The organism is Comamonas odontotermitis, from assembly GCF_014207855.1.
Classification (GTDB): domain Bacteria; phylum Pseudomonadota; class Gammaproteobacteria; order Burkholderiales; family Burkholderiaceae_C; genus Comamonas; species Comamonas odontotermitis_A.
The window spans coordinates 160,902-179,333 of the sequence record NZ_JACHKZ010000005.1 but is presented as its reverse complement, the minus strand read 5'-3'; the positions used below and the strand labels follow the sequence as shown (position 1 = coordinate 179,333).

Below are 18,432 nucleotides of genomic sequence, written 5' to 3'. Positions count from 1 at the left end.
AACCAGCGCGTTTGCTGATTCGATTTGAGGAGCCCGAACCATGGACATCTGGAACACCATCGTCAACTGGCTGCACGGCATAGGCGTGCATCTGGACAAGGACACGGCGCAAACCGTGGGGCAGGCGGCCGACCAGGTCGGTCAGGTGGCGAACCAGATGGGCCACGCCATGGCCCAGTGGGATTGGGGCCAGTTGATGGCATTGGCCGCAGCGCTGGGCTGGGCCAGCGGCTTTCGGCTGTATGCCGTGGTCTTTGTGACGGGCATGCTCGGCGCAACGGGCTGGCTGCCCCTGCCGGGCGCGCTGACAGTGCTGCAGCAGCCGGTGATTCTGGTCATCAGCGGTGCGCTGCTGTTTGTGGAGTTCTTTGCAGACAAGATTCCGGGTGTGGATTCGGTGTGGGATGCGGTGCAAAGCGTGATTCGCGTGCCCGCAGGTGCTGCCTTGGCCGCCAGCGTGTTCGGTGCCGACAACGCCACCATGGCCACTGCTGCAGCGCTGATGGGTGGAACCCTGGCCTTGAGCAGCCAGGTGGCCAAGACCACCACGCGCGCTGCCATCAACACCAGCCCGGAGCCGTTTTCCAACTGGGGTGCCAGCCTGGTGGAAGACGGTGCCTCGATCGGCGCGGTGTGGCTGGCCATCAACCATCCGGTTGTGTTTGCGGTGGCACTGGCACTGGTGCTGGTGGTGATGTGGATCGTGACCTGGACGCTGTGGAAATTCCTGAAGGCAGTGATCCGCCGTGTGCGGCGCTGGATGGGCTATGACGAACCGGTGGTGCCGGCGACGAGCACCGATATACAACGCTCTTGAAGGCGCATGGCTGCCCGTGGGCGAGTACATGTGGCCAGAGAAATACTGAGGAGATTTTTTGATGTTTACCAAGATTCTGATCGCCAACCGCGGTGAAATCGCATGCCGCGTGGCGGCAACCGCCCGCCGCATGGGCATCAAGACTGTGGCGGTGTATTCGGATGCCGATGCGCAGGCCAAGCATGTGGCGGCCTGCGATGAGTCCGTGCATATCGGCGGCTCGGCACCCAAGGACAGCTACCTGCGCTGGGAGCGCATCATAGAAGCGGCCAGGGCCACGGGTGCGCAGGCCATCCATCCAGGCTACGGTTTTCTGAGCGAGAACGAAGATTTTGCCGCCGCGTGTGCGGGCGCTGGCCTGGTGTTCATCGGCCCGCCCGCAAACGCCATCCGCGCGATGGGCTTGAAGGCCGAATCCAAGCAGTTGATGGAAAAGGCGGGCGTGCCATTGGTGCCCGGCTACCACGGTGCGGGCCAGGATCCGGCCATGCTGCACCAGGAGGCAGACCGTATCGGCTACCCGGTGCTGATCAAGGCCAGTGCGGGCGGCGGTGGCAAGGGCATGCGCCTGGTGGAAAAGACCGAAGACTTTGCAGCAGCGCTGGAATCGTGCAAGCGCGAAGCCATCAACAGCTTCGGCAACGATGCCGTGCTGATCGAGAAATACGTGCTGCGCCCTCGCCATATCGAAATCCAGGTGTTTGGCGATACCCATGGCAACTGCGTTTATCTGTTCGAGCGCGACTGCTCGGTGCAGCGCCGCCACCAGAAGGTGCTGGAAGAGGCGCCTGCCCCTGGCATGACCGAAGCCCTCCGCAAGCAAATGGGCGAGGCAGCCGTTGCCGCAGCCAAGGCCGTGGGCTATGTGGGCGCTGGCACGGTGGAGTTCATCGTTGAGCAGCCTGGTGGCTACGACCAGCCAGACGCCATGAAGTTCTACTTCATGGAGATGAATACCCGCCTGCAGGTGGAGCACCCGGTGACCGAAGCCATCACGGGCGAAGACCTGGTGCAGTGGCAGCTGCTGGTAGCCAATGGCCAGCCGCTGCCCAAGCAGCAAGGCGATCTGAAGATCATCGGCCATGCCATCGAAGCGCGTATCTGTGCCGAAAACCCCGAAAACAATTTCCTGCCCGCCACCGGAACCCTACATGTCTATCGCAAACCCGTGTGCAGCAGTTTTTCCATCAGCGATGTACGCATTGACGATGGCGTGCGCGAAGGCGATGCGATCAGTCCGTTCTACGACAGCATGATCGCCAAGCTCATCGTGCATGGCCAGGATCGCGCTCAGGCATTGGCGCGCCTGGACGCTGCGCTGGCGGCAGTGCGCATCGTGGGCCTGCAGACCAATGTGCAGTTCCTGCGCCATATTCTGGCCACGCCGTCGTTTGCGCAGGCCAAGCTCGATACTGCACTGATCCAGCGCGAAGAAGAGCGTCTCTTCAAGCGCCGCAGCCTGGGCGTGGACACTGCCGCCGCCGCTGCGGTAGTGGCAGAGCTGCTCTTGGAGCGCTCCAGCGAGACTGCTGATCCCTTCAGCCGCCGCGATGGCTGGCAGTCGCACGGTGTGACCGAGCGCCGCTTTGACTTTGAATTTGGTGGCGACAAATTGCAAGCTGCATTGCGCTATGAGCCCAGCGGCCTGGTGCTGACAGTGGGCGATGTCAGCGGTCCGCTGCAATTCACACCGACTGGCGAGCTGGTGGAGCTGCAGTACAACGGCCACCGCGACCAGGTCCAGACCTGGCAGCAGGGGGAAGTGGTGCACGTATTTGCGCCGCGTGGCGCAGCCGAGATCACCGCCATCGATGCGCTGGCGCATGCGGGAGACGCAGGCAGTGAAGGCGGCCGCCTCACCGCACCCATGCCCGGCAAGGTTGTATCGTTTGCCGTAAAAGCAGGCGACAAGGTAAGCAAGGGCCAGCCGCTGGCAGTGATGGAGGCCATGAAGATGGAGCACACCATTGCCGCACCTGCCGATGGTGAAGTGGTGGAGCTGCTGTTTGTACCGGGCGACCAGGTGACGGAAGGCGCCGAACTGCTCAAGCTCAAGGTGGCCGAGTGAGCGCGGCGCGCCTCCTGCCTCGTGGATGACGGGGCAGGGCGCTTTTCTGTGCTGAAATGCAGGCCATGAAGATCGTCGTCTATTCCGAAGGGGGCAATCCCGCAGCCTGGCTGGCTGCCATTGCCCAGCATATTCCGAACGCGCAGGCCTGGGCCTGGGCGCCTGGCGCCCCGCAGGCCGATTACGCCCTGGTGTGGCGTCCGCCGCAGCAACTGCTGGACGAGCAGGGTGCAGGCCTCAAGGCGCTTTTCAACATGGGCGCTGGTGTAGACGGCTTGCTGCAGTTGCAACTGCCCGCGAATGTGCCGGTGGTGCGGCTGGAGGATGCGGGCATGGCCGTGCAGATGGCCGAGTATGTATGCCACGCGGTGATCGACCATTTTCGGGGCCTTGGCCAATACCGCGCGCAGCAGTTGGCAGGCGAGTGGAAGCTGGCGCCGCTTCGCATGCGCAGCGATTTTCCGGTTGGCATCATGGGCCTGGGCGTGTTGGGCGATCGCGTTGCCAAGGCGGTGGCGCAGTTTGGTTTTCCGGTGCTCGGCTGGAGCCGTTCTGCCAAGCAGATCGACGGTGTGCAGACGTTTCACGGTGCAGAGCAATTTGCGGATTTTCTGGCGGGCACGCGCATCCTGGTCAACCTGCTGCCTTTGACGCCAGAGACGGAAAACATCATTGACAGTCAGCTGCTGGCGCAACTGCAGCGCGGCGCGTATGTCATCAACGTGGCGCGTGGCGGGCATTTGGTGGAGGCGGATCTGCTGGCAGCCATCGACAGCGGCCAGGTTGCCGGTGCGATGCTCGATGTGTTCCGCACGGAGCCGCTGCCGAAGGATCATCCTTTCTGGCGCTGCCCGCAGATCAGCATCACGCCGCATGGGTCTGCCCGCACCTTGCCTGAGGAGACCTTGCAGCAGATTCTGCGCAAGCTCCAGGCCTTTGCTGCGGGCGGGCAGGTGACCGGTGTGGTGTATGCCGATCGCGGGTATTGAGCAAAATTCCCTGAACCTGATGGAAAAGAAACAAGGAGCATCCATGGTTGCCTATCCCAAGCAAGTCAAACTCATCGATGTGGGCCCGCGCGATGGCCTGCAGAACGAGAAATCGCCCGTACCCGCCTCGGTCAAGATCGAGCTGGTGCACCGCCTGCAGGATGCTGGGCTCAAGGAGATCGAAGTCACCAGCTTCGTGTCTCCCAAATGGGTGCCGCAGATGGGTGACAACGCCGAGGTGATGGCCGGCGTGCAGCGCCGTGCGGACGTGCGGTATTCGGTACTCACCCCTAACATGAAGGGGTATGAGGCCTCCGTCGATTCCAAGCCTGACGAGATCGTGGTGTTTGGCGCAGCGAGCGAGGCCTTCAGCCAGAAAAACATCAACTGTAGCATTGCCGAGAGCATTGAGCGGTTTGCGCCGGTGGTGGCTGCGGCCAAGGCCGCAGGCATTGCGGTGCGCGGTGCCATGAGCTGCACGGTAGGCTGCCCCTACGAAGGCGAGATTGCGCCTTCGCGCGTCGCCTACCTGGCAGAGCTGATGAAGGGCATTGGCGTGGAGCGGGTCGATGTGGCCGATACGATCGGTGTGGGCACGCCACTGAAAGTGCAAAAGGCAATCGAGGCCACCTTGCCGTATTTTGATGTGGACCATGTCTCCGGTCACTTCCACGACACCTACGGCCAGGCGCTGTCCAACACCCTGGCGGCATTGCAGATGGGGGTCTGGAATTTTCAGTCGTCCATTGCGGGCCTTGGCGGCTGCCCTTATGCGAAAGGGGCCACGGGCAATGTGGCCACCGAGGATGTGGTCTACATGCTGCACGGCATGGGCATCGAGACAGGCATTGATCTGGACAAGCTGGTGGATGCAGGCATCTTCATCAGCGACTTCCTGCAGCGCAAACCCAATTCGCGCGTTGCGGTGGCACTGATCAACAAGCGGGCGGGATGACGGCTTGGTTGCCGCCCTGCGATGCAAAGCCTGCCCTGTTGAGTGCGGGCTTTGCCTTGTGGGAAAAAATTGCTACGGTGCTGAACCGGTAAGCACTATCAGCTATCAAAATTGAGGTGAATTGCCGGGGTGCTGCGGTGCGTTCGGCACGGCGGCACAATCTGGGCATCGATACCTAGGAGCAAGAACCATGTGTGGAGCGGAGTTGAAGAGTCTGCCTGAAGGCGTGCAGCGTGTCGCCAGAGTGCTGCAGGACAAAGGCCATCCGCATGCGCCGCAGATGCTCAACGACGCGGCGCGCACGGCGCAGGAAGCCGCCGATGCACTGGGAATCGTCGTCGGGCAGATCGCCAAGAGCATCATCTTCCGGCGCAAGAGCGATGATGCCTGTGTGCTGGTGATTACCTCCGGCGACCGGCGCGTGGACGAAAAGAAGGTGGAAGCGTTGATTGGCAAGGTCGGCAAGGCTGATGCCGATTTTGTGAAGGCGCGCACCGGGTTTGCGATTGGCGGGGTGTCGCCCGTGGGACACGCCAGCGAGCCGGTCACCCTGATCGACCGCGATCTGTATCGCTTTGCCCAGATCTGGGCTGCCGCAGGCCATCCCTACGGTGTATTTTCGCTCGCTCCACAGGATCTGGAAAAACTGACTGGCGCGCCGGTGGCTGACGTGGTGAAGGATGCGGCATGACCGAGTTGGATGAAAAGCTCGCCGAGGTCTACACCAATGCGCCTTTGGCGGCGCGCACCAAGCAGGTAAGGGCCAGCGGCGCGTTTGCTGCGGGGTATGACGATGTGGTGCCTTCGCCGTGCGTATCGGTCTGCAAAATGAATGCGGACCGCAGCCTGTGCCTGGGGTGTTACCGCACGATTGACGAGATCCGTGCCTGGTCCAAATCCGATAACGCAGGCCGCTTGCAGATGTGGCAGCAATTGCTGGCGCGCGCAGGCCTGGGCCACGATGGACGTGCGCTGCCAAAGGATGAGTCGGCCTCGGAGGCCGGAAGCTAAGAAAGCCTCATGTGGCAGGCCAGGAATTCCCGAGCGACCGTCGTCATGCAAGGAATCGTATGAAAACCGTTGATTTTTATCTGGATTTTGTCTCTCCCTATGCCTGGTTGGCGTTCCATGCGCTGCCACAGGCGTTGCAAGGCCACAGCGTGCATGTGCGCTATACGCCGGTGTTGCTGGGGGCCTTGCTGCAGCAGCACAACAACCCGGGCCCTGCAGGCATTGCGGGCAAGCGTGAGTGGACCTATCGCCACGTCAGCTGGCTGGGGCACTCACTCGGTTGCGGCTTGCAGATGCCTGCGCAGCATCCGTTCAACCCTTTGCCATTGTTACGCCTGGCCCTGCGTACCAGCCGTGACGGTCATATCAACCGCTTTACCGCTGATGCCATCTTTCGCCATGTATGGCTGGGTGGCGCTGCTGCACTGGATGCCGACCGTCTGCAGGCGCTGGAGTTGCCGCTGGCAGAGCAGATCAAGACGGACGAGGGCGCTGATCAACGCGCCAAGGATCTGTTGCGCAGCAATACCGATGCGGCCATTGCTGCTGGCGTTTTTGGCGTGCCTGCTGTGGCGGTGGATGGCAAGCAGTTCTGGGGGCTGGATGGCCTGCCGATGCTGACGGCTTACCTGAATGGCGACGCATGGTTTGCAGGCAATGAATGGGACAGCGCCGCGAACCGGCCATCGGGGCTCAAGCCCGCCTGATTCGGCCCTTGTTGCCAAAGACCAGAGATGAAAAAACCGGGCAAGCCCGGTTTTTTTGTGGACTGACGATGTGTGCCGTCAGTGCCCGGAGGCACCCGCAGCGCCCAGGCCGGTTTCGGAGCGCACCTGCTGCGCGGCGAACGCATCGCGCTCCTTGGCAGCCTGGGTGCTCTTGTCGAGCACCGAGAACAGCCAGACACCGACAAAGCCGATGGTCATCGAGAAGAGTGCGGGCGAGGTGTACGGGAACCAGGCCGAGCCCTTGGGATAGCCCAGCGTCGCCTCCCACACCGAGGGCGAAACGATGGTGAGCGCCACCGACGAGATCAAGCCCAGGAAGCCACCGATCACGGCTCCACGGGTGGTGCAGCCCTTCCACAGTACCGACAGCAGCAAGACCGGGAAGTTGGCCGAAGCCGCCACCGCAAAGGCGAGCGACACCATGAAGGCGATGTTCTGCTTTTCGAACACGATGCCCAGCAGCACGGCGATGATGCCCAGCGCCAGGGTGGTGATGCGCGAGACGCGCAGCTCTGAAGCACTGTCGGCCTTGCCGTGCTTGAACACGGTGGCATACAGATCGTGCGAGACCGCAGAGGCGCCCGACAGCGTCAGGCCAGCGACCACCGCGAGGATGGTGGCGAAGGCGACGGCCGAGATGAAGCCGTAGAACACATCGCCGCCCACGCTCTTGGCCACCAGTACGGCTGCCATGTTGGCAGTACCGGCGCCACCCTTGATCACGCCCTTGGCCGTATCGGCCAGTTCAGGGTTGGTCAGCACCATGGTGATGGCGCCGAAACCGATGATGAAGATAACGATGTAGAAATAGCCGATCCAGGTGGTGGCCCAGAACACGCTCTTGCGCGCTTGCTTGGCATCGGGCACGGTGAAGAAGCGCATCAGGATGTGGGGCAGGCCCAATGTGCCGAACATCAATGCCATGCCAAAGCTGATGGCAGAGATCGGATCCTTGATGAAGCCGCCTGGCCCCATGATCGACAGGCCCAGCTTGGCCGCAAGATCGGGTGCCGCACCGCCATTGGTGGCGATCTCGGTCTTGACGCGCACACCGTCAGCAAACAGCTTTTCGAGGCTGAAACCATAGTGGGCCATGATCATGAGTGCCATGAAGGTGACGCCCGCCAGCAGCAGGCAAGCCTTGATGATCTGCACCCATGTTGTGGCCGTCATGCCGCCAAACAGCACGTAGATCATCATCAGTGCCCCGACCAGCACCACGGCGATCCAGTAATCCAGGCCGAACAGCAGCTTGATGAGCTGGCCGGCGCCGACCATCTGCGCAATCAGGTAGAAAGCCACCACCACCAGCGTGCCGCTGGCTGCAAAGGCGCGGAACGGCCCTTGCGCAAAGCGGTAGCCCGCCACGTCGGCAAAGGTGAACTTGCCCAGGTTGCGCAGGCGCTCGGCCAGCAGGAAGGTCAGGATCGGCCAGCCCACGAGGAAGCCGATGGAGTAGATCAGTCCGTCGTAGCCGCTGGCCATGACCGAGGCCGAGATGCCCAGAAAGGAGGCGGCAGACATGTAGTCACCTGCGATGGCCAGGCCATTCTGGAAGCCGGTGATACCGCCGCCTGCGGTGTAGAAGTCGGAAGCCGACCGCGTCTTGGACGCCGCCCACTTGGTGATCCACAGTGTCCCGGCCACGAATGCGACGAACAGGACGATGGCCGTCCAGTTGGTGGCCTGCTTGGCGGTTTCGCCAACATCGCCGCCTGCGGCGTGTGCTGCGCCCGCCAGAGCCAGTGCGAGCGGGAGGGTGAGATGGCGGATATTCATTGGCCCACGTCCTTCAGGATTTGCTGTGTCATGGCGTCGAACTCGGTATTGGCGCGCCGCACATAGATGCCGGTGATGACGATGGTGAAGATGATCACGCCAAGGGCGATGGGGATGCCCAGAGTGGTGACGCCCGTGCCCAGGGGCTTGGCGAGGAACTCCTTGTCAAAGGCAATGAGCCCGATGTAGCCGTAGTAGACGATCAGCATCAGGATGGTGAGCGTCCAGCCAAAGGCATTGCGTTTGCGTTTGAGTTCCTGGTATCTGGGATTGGCTTGGATTTTGGCAACGACAGGGTCGTTCATGTTGTGTCTCCAATGAATAGGCCGCATAGATCGCAGCAATCGAATCGCTGCGTGCATTGAATTCTGAAAACTACAACTGACGAACCGCTTACGAACGAGCCCTTGTTGGCATCTGCAGCAGGGGGCTGCGGGTAAGTCCTGATGAAAAAAAGATGTTTGTAACTGGGTGTGAGATGTTTTTGTAAGGAGTTAGTCAGCAATCGTTTGGATAGTGCATCTCGGGCGATGCCCCGTTGCGTTGTCCACCCTTCCGACAGAAAAAATTCAGGAGACATCTATGGCAACCAGTGCAGCTGCACGGCCGATGACGAAGGAAGAGCGCAAGGTCATCTTCGCGTCGTCACTCGGTACCGTTTTTGAGTGGTACGACTTCTATCTCTACGGTTCGCTGGCGGCCATCATCGCCAAGCAGTTCTTCTCGGGGCTGGATCCCACCTCTGCTTTCATCTTCGCGTTGCTGGCCTTTGCGGCTGGCTTCATCGTGCGGCCATTCGGCGCGCTGGTGTTTGGCCGCCTCGGTGACATGATCGGGCGCAAGTACACCTTTCTGGTCACCATCCTGCTGATGGGCGCATCGACCTTCATCGTCGGTATCCTGCCCAATTACGCCAGCATCGGCGTGGCCGCACCCATCATTCTGATCGTGCTGCGCATGCTGCAAGGCCTGGCATTGGGTGGTGAATATGGCGGCGCTGCAACCTATGTGGCCGAGCATGCGCCGCACGGCAAGCGGGGCGCCTACACCTCATGGATTCAGACCACGGCGACGCTGGGTCTGTTCATGTCGCTTCTGGTGATTCTGGGTACACGTACCGCGATGGGCGAGCCTGCGTTCAACGACTGGGGCTGGCGCATTCCGTTCCTGGTATCGATCGTTCTGCTGGGTGTGTCGGTGTGGATCCGCATGACTTTGTCGGAGTCGCCCGCTTTCCAGCGGATGAAGGCAGAAGGCAAGACCTCCAAGGCGCCGCTGAAGGAATCCTTTGGCCAGTGGAAGAATCTGAAGATCGTGATCCTGGCGTTGGTAGGTCTGACGGCTGGCCAGGCGGTGGTCTGGTACTCGGGCCAGTTCTACTCGCTGTTCTTCCTGACGCAGCAATTGAAGGTGGATGCAGTGACCGCCAATCTGATGATTGCCGTGGCTCTGCTGATCGCTACGCCATTCTTCGTGATTTTTGGTTCGCTGTCCGACAGGATCGGCCGCAAGCCCATCATCATGGCTGGCTGTCTGCTGGCGGTGCTGACTTATTTCCCCGTGTTCAAGATGCTGACCGAAGCGGCCAATCCAGATCTGGCAGCGGCGCAGGCGAGGAACAAGGTGGTCGTGGTGGCCAATCCGGCTGAATGCTCCTTCCAGTTCAACCCCACCGGCACCTCCAAGTTCACCAGCTCCTGCGATGTGGCCAAGCAGTTGCTGGCCGCCAACTCGGTGAGCTATGAAACCGAAGCGGCACCTGCTGGCACGGCTGCGGTCATCAAGATTGGCAACAACGTGATTCCGAGCTACAGCGCAGCGGGCCTACCTGGCGATGAGCTGAAGGCCAAGGACGCTGCTTTCAAGAAAGCCGTGGCGGAAACCCTGGCCAAGGACGGCTACCCCACCAAGGCAGACCCTGCCAAGATGAACAAGGTGCTGATGGTGGCGCTGCTGACTTACCTGGTGATTCTGGTGACCATGGTGTACGGGCCCATTGCTGCCATGCTGGTGGAAATGTTCCCAACCCGCATCCGCTACACATCGATGTCGCTGCCCTATCACATCGGCAATGGCTGGTTTGGTGGCCTGTTGCCCACCACGGCATTCGCGATCGTGGCGCAGACCGGCAATATGTATAACGGGCTGTGGTACCCCATCATCATTGCCGGTATCACCTTTGTGATCGGCACGCTCTTCATCCGCGAAACCAAGGATGTGGACATTTACGCAGACGACTGATCTGCTTTCCAATGACGGCCCGGGCTCGTCTTCCCGAGGCATGCAAGAACAGCGCTTTCGAGCGCTGTTTTTATTGCGACAGGTTGTTGAGGAGGTTTCTAATGGTTAACACTGAGAATGTCATCAAACTGTGGTAGCAATGCGTCACTCTTCGAAAAACACTGTGGCAAATCACTGTCTTCAGAAGACCCTCCCTCTAAAATTTGCAAGCTATGCAAAGCAATGCGTCAATCTGTATCTGCAGTTGCCGCTGATGCAATGCTGAAAAATTCAATAACCCATCTCCCGAGGACTCTATGCGCACCCTGAACCGTCTGATGATTGCAGGCTTGGCAATTGCTGGCTCTACTGCCGCTCTGGCCCAAAGCAGCGTACAAGTGTATGGCCGTGTCAATACCACGGTAGAACGCCAAAAGGCAGGTGACGAAACCACCACGGGTCTGTTCAACAACTCGTCGCGTATCGGCTTTATGGGCACCGAAGACCTGGGCGGCGGCCTGAAGGCTGGCTTTGTGCTGGAGTCGGGCTTCGCTTCGGATACCGGTGCTGGCAATTCGGGCGGCGGCATGAGCTTTAACCGCCAGAGCGAAGTGAATCTGTCGGGCAACTTCGGCCAGATCCGTCTGGGCCACTGGACTCCTTCCTCGTACTTCGCCACGGCCGACTACATCAGCATGCACAACCACGACACGGGTTCGTCGGCTGATGCTTTCTACGCCTATGTGTCGAACGACGGCAAGTCGCCTTCCTACATCTCCAACGGTGTTGCCTACAAGACGCCTACCTTCGGTGGCTTCAACGTGGAAGTGGCGACCGGCCTGTACGAAAAGAATGCGCAGTTCGGCAAGAAGAACCTGTACGATGTGGCCGCCAACTATGAAAACGGTCCTCTGGCTCTGGGCGCTGGCTACACCAAGCTCGACAACTCGCAGCAGTTCGCAATTCGCGGCTTCTACAAGATCGGCTCCAACATCCTGCTGGGCGGCTACGTGCAGCGCAGCAAGAACATGGGCTTTGACCAAGTCTTTGGTTCTGACACCGGCACCCGCACTGCGTACCGCCTGTCGGGCGCTTACCTGCTCGGCAACAACGAGTTCCACCTGAACGTGGGCAAGGCCGGCAAGATGAAGAATGTGGAAGACAGCTCTGCGCTGCAATACACCCTGGGCTACAACTACAACCTGAGCAAGCGTACCAAGGTGTATGGCTACTACACCAAGGTCAACAACAAGGCTGGTGCTTCCTACATGACTGGCACTGCTGGTGCTGATTTCAGCTCCTTCGCTGTCGGCGTGCGCCACAACTTCTAATTTGCCTGGGCGGCTGAAGGCCGATTCTCAAGAACCCGCATTCGCAGGAATGCGGGTTTTTTTATGCCCAGACGCCGGAGCGTACGATGCCATCTGCCAATAAATCTGTAAATATGTACAGTGGTTTTTAGGGCTATGGCGCGGGCCTTCGGCGTATGCCAGCGAACTCCCTAGAATGGTTGCTCTTGGCGTTTTAGGTTTCGTACAGCTGTGCATTCCGATCTGCCTTCGCGTTGCTGCGCGCTGCTTGTCAGGCGGGTTGTCAGTTGGCGTGTTGGAGGGTGTGCGACAGGCTGTGCGCTGTATTACTGGGTAAATCATCGGTATGGCACAGGAAAATATTCGCATCCGTGGGGCGCGTCAGCACAACCTCAAGAATCTGGATCTGGACATTCGCACGGGTGAGTTGACGGTGGTGACGGGCCCGAGCGGCTCGGGCAAATCGAGCCTGGTGTTCGACACCTTGTATGCCGAAGGCCAGCGCCGCTATGTCGAAACCTTCAGTGCCTATGCGCGCCAGTTTCTCGACCGCATGGACAAGCCCGCCGTAGACAAGGTCGAAGGCGTTCCGCCAGCCATTGCCATCGACCAGACCAACCCCGTGCGCAGCTCCCGCTCCACCGTAGGCACGATGACGGAGCTGAACGACCATTTGAAATTGCTCGTGGCGCGTGCAGGCCACCTGTTTGATCTGCAGACGGCACTGCCGGTGCAGCACGACACGCCGGAGACCATATACGAACAACTGGTGGCGCGCACACAGGCTGATGATCCACGTATCGTGATCACCTTCCCGGTCGAGCTGCCTGCCAATACCAGCGCCGAGCAGGTGGAGCAGTGGCTGTCTGCCAGCGGCTTTACCAAGGTGCAGGCCGAACGTGAAATAGATGCTCCAGCGCACAATAGCCAGGCGCAGGATGCTATCAAAAAGAAAGCAAATGCCGCCAAGACCAAAGCCGCCAAGGCAGGCAAGGGCGATGCAGCGCCCGAGCGCGTCAAGGTGCTGGATGTGGTGGCCGACCGTTTCCGCATCAGCAAGGCAGAGAAAGCGCGCGTGATCGAGGCCATTGAAGTGGCGCTCAAGCGCGGCAGCGGCGTGATGACGGTGTACACCATGCCCGATGCCGAAGAGGCAGCCGAGGCCAGGGAGCCCGTGCTGTGGAGGTTTTCCTCCGGGCTGCATTGCCCCGAAAGCGGCCTGCGCTACCGCGAGCCGATACCGTCGATGTTCTCGTTCAATTCTGCCGTGGGTGCCTGCGAGGCCTGCCGGGGCTTTGGCCGGGTAATCGGTGTGGATTGGGGTTTGGTTATCCCGAACGAAAAGCTGACCTTGCGCACCGGCGCCATCAAACCGATCCAGACCCCCGCCTGGAAGGAGATTCAGGACGATCTGATGCGTCATGCCGAATCCCACGGAATCCCGCGCGACACCGCCTGGGCCAAGATGACGGCCGAGCAAAAGGACTGGGTCATCAACGGCGAAGCGAGCTACAAGGAAGGCAACTGGAGTCGCCAGTGGTACGGAATTCGTCGCTACTTTGAATACCTGGAGACCAAGGCTTACAAGATGCATATCCGCGTCTTGCTGTCCAAATACCGTAGCTATACGCCGTGCCCCACCTGCGGTGGCGCCCGCCTCAAAACCGAGAGCCTGCTGTGGCGCGTGGGCAGCAAGCAGGATGCCGATGTCGCCCTGCCGCCCGCCAAGCGCTTCATGCCGCACGGCGTTGGCTGGACGCGTGCGCAGCTGGAGAATTTGCCGGGCCTGAGCCTGCACGACCTGATGCTGTTGCCCATCGAGCGCCTGCGCGACTTCTTTGCAAGCATGGACATCCGCCGCAGCAACGATGGCGATGCGCAAGCGCTGAAACTGCTGCATGAAGAAATCACCAACCGCCTCAAATACCTGTGCGATGTAGGTATCGGTTATCTGACGCTGGATCGCCAGAGCCGCACCCTCAGCGGTGGCGAGGTGCAGCGCATCAACCTGACCACGGCGCTCGGTACATCGCTGGTCAACACCTTGTTCGTGCTTGATGAGCCTTCCATCGGGCTGCACCCGCGCGACATGGAACGCATCACTGTGGCCATGCGGCGTCTGCGCGACGCGGGCAACACCCTGGTGGTGGTGGAACATGACCCTGCCGTGATGTTTGCTGCCGACCGCATGATCGACATGGGCCCGGGCCCTGGCGAGAAGGGTGGCCAGATTGTTTTTGACGGCACCACCGCCGAGCTGCGCAGGGCCGATACCTTGACCGGCGCCTACCTGGGCGGGCGCAAGCAGGTCGGCATGGGTGCCAAGCGGATGGTGACCGAGAGCACGCCGCGTCTGATTCTGGAAGGCGCGACCGAGCACAATCTGCAGAACGTCTCGGTAGATTTCCCTCTGCAGCGCATGGTCGTGGTGACAGGTGTATCGGGCTCGGGCAAGTCCACCCTGATCCAGGATGTATTGGCGCCTGCGCTGATGCGCCATTTTGGCAAGCCGACCGAATCGGCTGGCGCGCATGAGCGCCTGCTTGGTGCTGATCATCTGGCCGATGTGGTGTTTGTAGACCAATCACCCATCGGCAAAACCGCGCGCTCCAACCCGGTCAGCTACGTAGGGGCGTGGGACGCCGTGCGCGAGCTGTTTGCCACGGCTCCGTTGTCACAGCAGCGCGGCTACACCGCATCCAAGTTCAGCTTCAACAGTGGCGATGGGCGCTGCCCAACGTGTGGCGGCTCGGGTTTCGAGCATGTGGAGATGCAGTTCCTGTCGGACGTGTACCTGCGCTGCCCCGATTGCAATGGCCAGCGCTATCGGCCCGAGATTCTGGAGGTGCGCATCGAGCGCGATGGCCGCTTGATGACCGTGGCCGATGTGCTGGAGCTGACGGTGAGCGAAGCCGCCACCCTGTTTGCCAAGGACCGCGATGTGATCCGTGCGCTGCAGCCCATTGTGGATGTGGGGCTGGAGTATGTGAAGCTGGGCCAGCCGGTGCCTACGCTCAGCGGCGGCGAGGCGCAGCGCCTCAAGCTCGCCGGTTTTCTGGCCGAAGCTGCGAAGAGCGCATCCAAATCCAGGCAGCCGGTGGCCAAGAAGGGCACGCTGTTCCTGTTCGATGAGCCCACCACGGGCCTGCACTTTGAAGACATCGCCAAGCTGATGCGCGCGCTGCGCAAACTGCTGGAGGCGGGCCACTCGCTGATCGTGATCGAGCACAATCTGGATGTGATTCGTGCCAGCGACTGGCTGATCGACCTGGGCCCGGACGCGGGCGACAAAGGCGGCCTGGTGGTGGCCGAGGGCACGCCCGAAGAGGTACGCAAATCCGGCACCTCGCATACCGCGCAGGCCCTGCGGGATTACGAGGTTGCCATGGCGGGAGGAACCGCCGCCGCTGCGCTGGAGAAATCGCACAGCGTGCAGGAAGCCAAGGCGATCTACAAAGTGGAGCAGGAAACGCATGCCAGCGGCGCGCAGACGGCAAAAAATGCCATTGAAATCGTCAACGCCAAAGAGCACAACCTCAAGCACCTCTCTGTCGATATTCCGCGAGGCAAGTTCAATGTGGTGACCGGTGTCTCCGGCTCAGGCAAATCTACCCTGGCTTTCGACATTCTGTTCAACGAAGGTCAGCGCCGCTATCTGGAGTCGCTGAACGCCTATGCACGTTCCATCGTGCAGCCTGCGGGACGGCCCGAGGTGGATGCGGTCTACGGCATTCCGCCGACCGTGGCCATCGAGCAGCGGCTCTCGCGTGGGGGGCGCAAATCCACGGTGGGCACAACGACCGAAGTCTGGCATTTTCTGCGGCTTCTGTACGTCAAGCTTGGCATCCAGCATTGCACCAAGGACGGTGCAGCCGTGCAGCCGCAAACGCCGGAAAGCATCGCCGCGCAGCTGATGTCACAGTATCGCGGCCAACTGATCGGCCTGCTGGCGCCGCTGGTGGTGGCGCGCAAGGGCGTGTATACCGAGCTCGCCGATTGGGCGCGCCCGCGTGGCTATACGCATTTGCGCGTGGACGGCCAATTCCTGCCGACCACGGGCTTTCCACGACTGGACCGCTTCAAGGAGCACACGGTGGAGCTTCCGGTGGCCAGCATCGAGATCACCCCGGACAACGAAGCCCTGCTGCGCGAAAAGCTGACCACTGCGCTGGAGCTGGGCAAGGGCGTGCTGCATGTGCTCTCGGCCATCGATACGCTCGAATCCGCCATGCAAACGGGGGCGGATACGGCCGCCATCGGCCAGCTGCAGGTGTTTTCCACCAAGCGGGCCTGCCCGGTGTGTGCCACAAGCTACGCCGAGCTGGATCCGCGCCTGTTCTCGTACAACAGCAAGCACGGCTGGTGCCCCGATTGCGTGGGCACCGGAGTCAAGCTCACCAAAGAGCAGCGCAAGGTGTACGACGATTCGGTGATGGCCGAAGACAACCGGGGCCGCGAGCAGAGCTTTGAAGAGCCCGAGGCCGAAGATGTGGGTGAAACCGCCTGCCCCGCCTGCCAGGGAACGCGCCTCAATGCCACGGCACGTGCGGTGCTGTTTCACGGCAAATCGATTGCAGACATTGCGCAGCTGTCGGTGACCGATGTGCGCCTGTGGGTGGAGAGCCTGCAGTTGGCGGGGCGCATGAGCCAGCGTGAAAGCGACATCGCGCGCGATCTGGTGCCCGAAATCCACAGCCGCCTGGCTTTCCTTGAAGAAGTCGGCCTGGGCTACCTGACGCTTGACCGTGGCGCGCCCACGCTCTCGGGCGGCGAAGCGCAGCGCATTCGCCTGGCCGCGCAACTGGGCAGCAACCTGCAAGGCGTGTGCTATGTGCTCGATGAGCCCACCATTGGCTTGCATGCCCGTGATAACCATATCCTGCTCAATGCCCTGCACAAGCTGGGAGACAAGGGCAACACGCTGGTCGTTGTGGAGCACGACGAAGACACCATCCGGCGCGCCGACCACATCATCGACATTGGGCCCAGTGCGGGCAAGCGTGGTGGCCACCTGGTGGCACAAGGCTCTGCCGCTGATGTGATGGCTGCTGCCGATTCACAAACCGGCCGTTACCTGTTGCACGCAATGCGGCATCCGTTCCAGCCGCGCAGGCTGGTGGCGGGAGCAGTGGAGGCGACTTCTGCGCTGATCGCTGCAGGCGCAGATGAAGAAGGCGCAAAGCCGAAAAAGCGCACGAAAAAGCAGATGGCTGCAGATGCCGCCGCCGCTTTGGCTGCTGACAGCGCACAGGCCAATGCAGCTCTGGCGGCACCAGCGCGCGCGGATGACTCTGCGCCGCTGCACTGGCTGACGGTGCTGGGCGCGAAGCTGCACAATCTGCAGAGTGTGGATGTGCGTGTGCCGCTCAAGCGGCTGGTGGCGGTCACGGGCGTGTCGGGTTCGGGCAAATCCACGCTGGCGCGCGATGTGCTGCTCACCAATGTGGCGGCCTGGGTAGGCCAGCGCTCCACCAAGGCTGGGCGTGATGAAATGGATGCAGGCAAGGCGCCGCCGTTGGTGGGCTGCACGGGCCTGCAAGGCTTTGAAGGCATTGACCGCGTTCTGGAAGTGGACCAGACCCCCATCGGCAAGACGCCGCGCAGTTGCCCGGCCACCTACATCGGCTTTTGGGACACCATCCGCAAGCTCTTTGCCGAAACCCTGGAGGCCAAGGCCCGTGGCTACGCTGCCGGGCGCTTCAGCTTCAATACCGGCGAAGGACGCTGCCCTGGCTGCGAAGGCCAGGGCATGCGCACCATCGAGATGAGCTTTCTGCCCGATGTGAAGGTGCCTTGCGAAATTTGCCATGGCGCGCGGTTCAATCCCGAGACACTGGCGGTTACCTGGCGTGGCAAGAGCATTGGCGAGGTGCTGCAGATGGAGGTGGACGAGGCGGTCGAATTCTTCGCCAGCATGCCCAGCATTGCGCACCCGCTGCAACTGCTCAAGGACGTAGGCCTGGGTTACCTGACGCTGGGCCAGCCTTCGCCCACCTTGAGCGGTGGCGAGGCCCAGCGTATCAAGCTGGTGACCGAGCTCACCAAGGTGCGTGACGACATCACCCGCCGTGGCAACAAGGTGCCGCATACGCTGTACGTGCTGGATGAGCCCACCGTCGGCCTGCACATGGCAGATGTGGACAAGCTCATCAAGGTGCTGCACCGCCTGGTCGATGGTGGCCATAGTGTGGTGGTGATCGAGCACGATCTGGATGTGATTGCTGAAGCGGACTGGGTGATCGACCTGGGTCCGGAAGGCGGCAAAGACGGTGGCCGCATTGTGGCCACGGGCACGCCGGAAGATCTGGTTCAGATTGGCACGCACACCGGCAAGGCGCTGGCTCCCGTGCTGGCGCGCACCTAAAGTGCGCAGGGTAGGGTCTGGTGGCTTCTCAGGCTGCGCTGCTGGCTGACAGGGCGCAGCGCTGCATTGTGGGCACAATGGAGAGCCCGTTTTGCGATGCAGCCGAGGTACACATGATGACCATAGACCCGAAGCACCCGGGCCAGCCGCCCATACAAGACCCGCCACCGCAGCCTGTACCGCCGCCGGTT

General features: G+C 61.3%; 12 protein-coding genes. 10 read left to right on the top strand and 2 right to left on the bottom strand.

The features are described from left to right. Positions 1–40 precede the first annotated feature (40 nt). The 7 genes from HNP33_RS06225 to HNP33_RS06195 all read left to right on the top strand — a co-directional run bounded on the left by HNP33_RS06225 (position 41) and on the right by HNP33_RS06195 (position 6,547). Positions 41–817 carry a DUF4126 domain-containing protein gene (locus HNP33_RS06225; RefSeq protein WP_184706403.1) on the top strand — a complete coding sequence of 259 codons (777 nt, stop codon included), beginning with the start codon at positions 41–43 and terminating at the stop codon, positions 815–817. Positions 818–878: 61 nt separating this feature from the next. Next, entirely contained in the window at positions 879–2,885 is a 2,007-nt protein-coding gene (locus tag HNP33_RS06220) for an acetyl-CoA carboxylase biotin carboxylase subunit (RefSeq protein WP_184706401.1), read from the top strand. A 65-nt stretch (positions 2,886–2,950) separates the two neighbouring features. Next, complete coding sequence (locus HNP33_RS06215; RefSeq protein ID WP_184706399.1) at positions 2,951–3,874, top strand: 2-hydroxyacid dehydrogenase; 924 nt, start codon at positions 2,951–2,953, stop codon at positions 3,872–3,874. A gap of 43 nt (positions 3,875–3,917) precedes the next feature. Further along, positions 3,918–4,829, top strand: coding sequence for a hydroxymethylglutaryl-CoA lyase (locus tag HNP33_RS06210; RefSeq protein ID WP_184706397.1), 912 nt, complete (start codon positions 3,918–3,920; stop codon positions 4,827–4,829). 190 nt (positions 4,830–5,019) lie between these two features. After that, positions 5,020–5,520, top strand: coding sequence for a YbaK/EbsC family protein (locus HNP33_RS06205; protein WP_184706395.1), 501 nt, complete (start codon positions 5,020–5,022; stop codon positions 5,518–5,520). Further along, a complete protein-coding gene (locus tag HNP33_RS06200) occupies positions 5,517–5,840 on the top strand; it encodes a DUF1289 domain-containing protein (protein ID WP_184706393.1) in 324 nt (107 codons plus the stop codon). The genes HNP33_RS06205 and HNP33_RS06200 overlap by 4 nt, the downstream gene beginning before the upstream one ends. Before the next feature lie 59 nt (positions 5,841–5,899). Continuing rightward, the gene (locus HNP33_RS06195; protein ID WP_184706391.1) at positions 5,900–6,547 is read left to right on the top strand and encodes a DsbA family protein; all 648 of its coding nucleotides are present in this window, start codon (positions 5,900–5,902) and stop codon (positions 6,545–6,547) included. Positions 6,548–6,625: 78 nt separating this feature from the next. Here the strand turns inward: HNP33_RS06195 and HNP33_RS06190 are convergent, their stop codons facing one another. Together HNP33_RS06190 and HNP33_RS06185 are read right to left on the bottom strand one after the other, a co-directional pair. After that, entirely contained in the window at positions 6,626–8,347 is a 1,722-nt protein-coding gene (locus HNP33_RS06190; RefSeq protein WP_184706389.1) for a cation acetate symporter, read from the bottom strand. Next, the gene (locus HNP33_RS06185; RefSeq protein WP_184706387.1) at positions 8,344–8,652 is read right to left on the bottom strand and encodes a DUF485 domain-containing protein; all 309 of its coding nucleotides are present in this window, start codon (positions 8,650–8,652) and stop codon (positions 8,344–8,346) included. Before HNP33_RS06185 ends, HNP33_RS06190 begins: the two co-directional genes overlap by 4 nt. A 277-nt stretch (positions 8,653–8,929) precedes the next feature. Between HNP33_RS06185 and HNP33_RS06180 the strand changes: the two genes are divergently transcribed. The 3 genes from HNP33_RS06180 to uvrA all read left to right on the top strand — a co-directional run bounded on the left by HNP33_RS06180 (position 8,930) and on the right by uvrA (position 18,241). Then, entirely contained in the window at positions 8,930–10,588 is a 1,659-nt protein-coding gene (locus HNP33_RS06180; RefSeq protein WP_184706385.1) for an MFS transporter, read from the top strand. Between the two features lie 296 nt (positions 10,589–10,884). Then, positions 10,885–11,898 carry a porin gene (locus HNP33_RS06175; RefSeq protein WP_184706383.1) on the top strand — a complete coding sequence of 338 codons (1,014 nt, stop codon included), beginning with the start codon at positions 10,885–10,887 and terminating at the stop codon, positions 11,896–11,898. Between the two features lie 325 nt (positions 11,899–12,223). Next, positions 12,224–18,241, top strand: coding sequence for an excinuclease ABC subunit UvrA (gene uvrA / locus HNP33_RS06170; protein ID WP_184706381.1), 6,018 nt, complete (start codon positions 12,224–12,226; stop codon positions 18,239–18,241). Positions 18,242–18,432 lie beyond the last annotated feature (191 nt).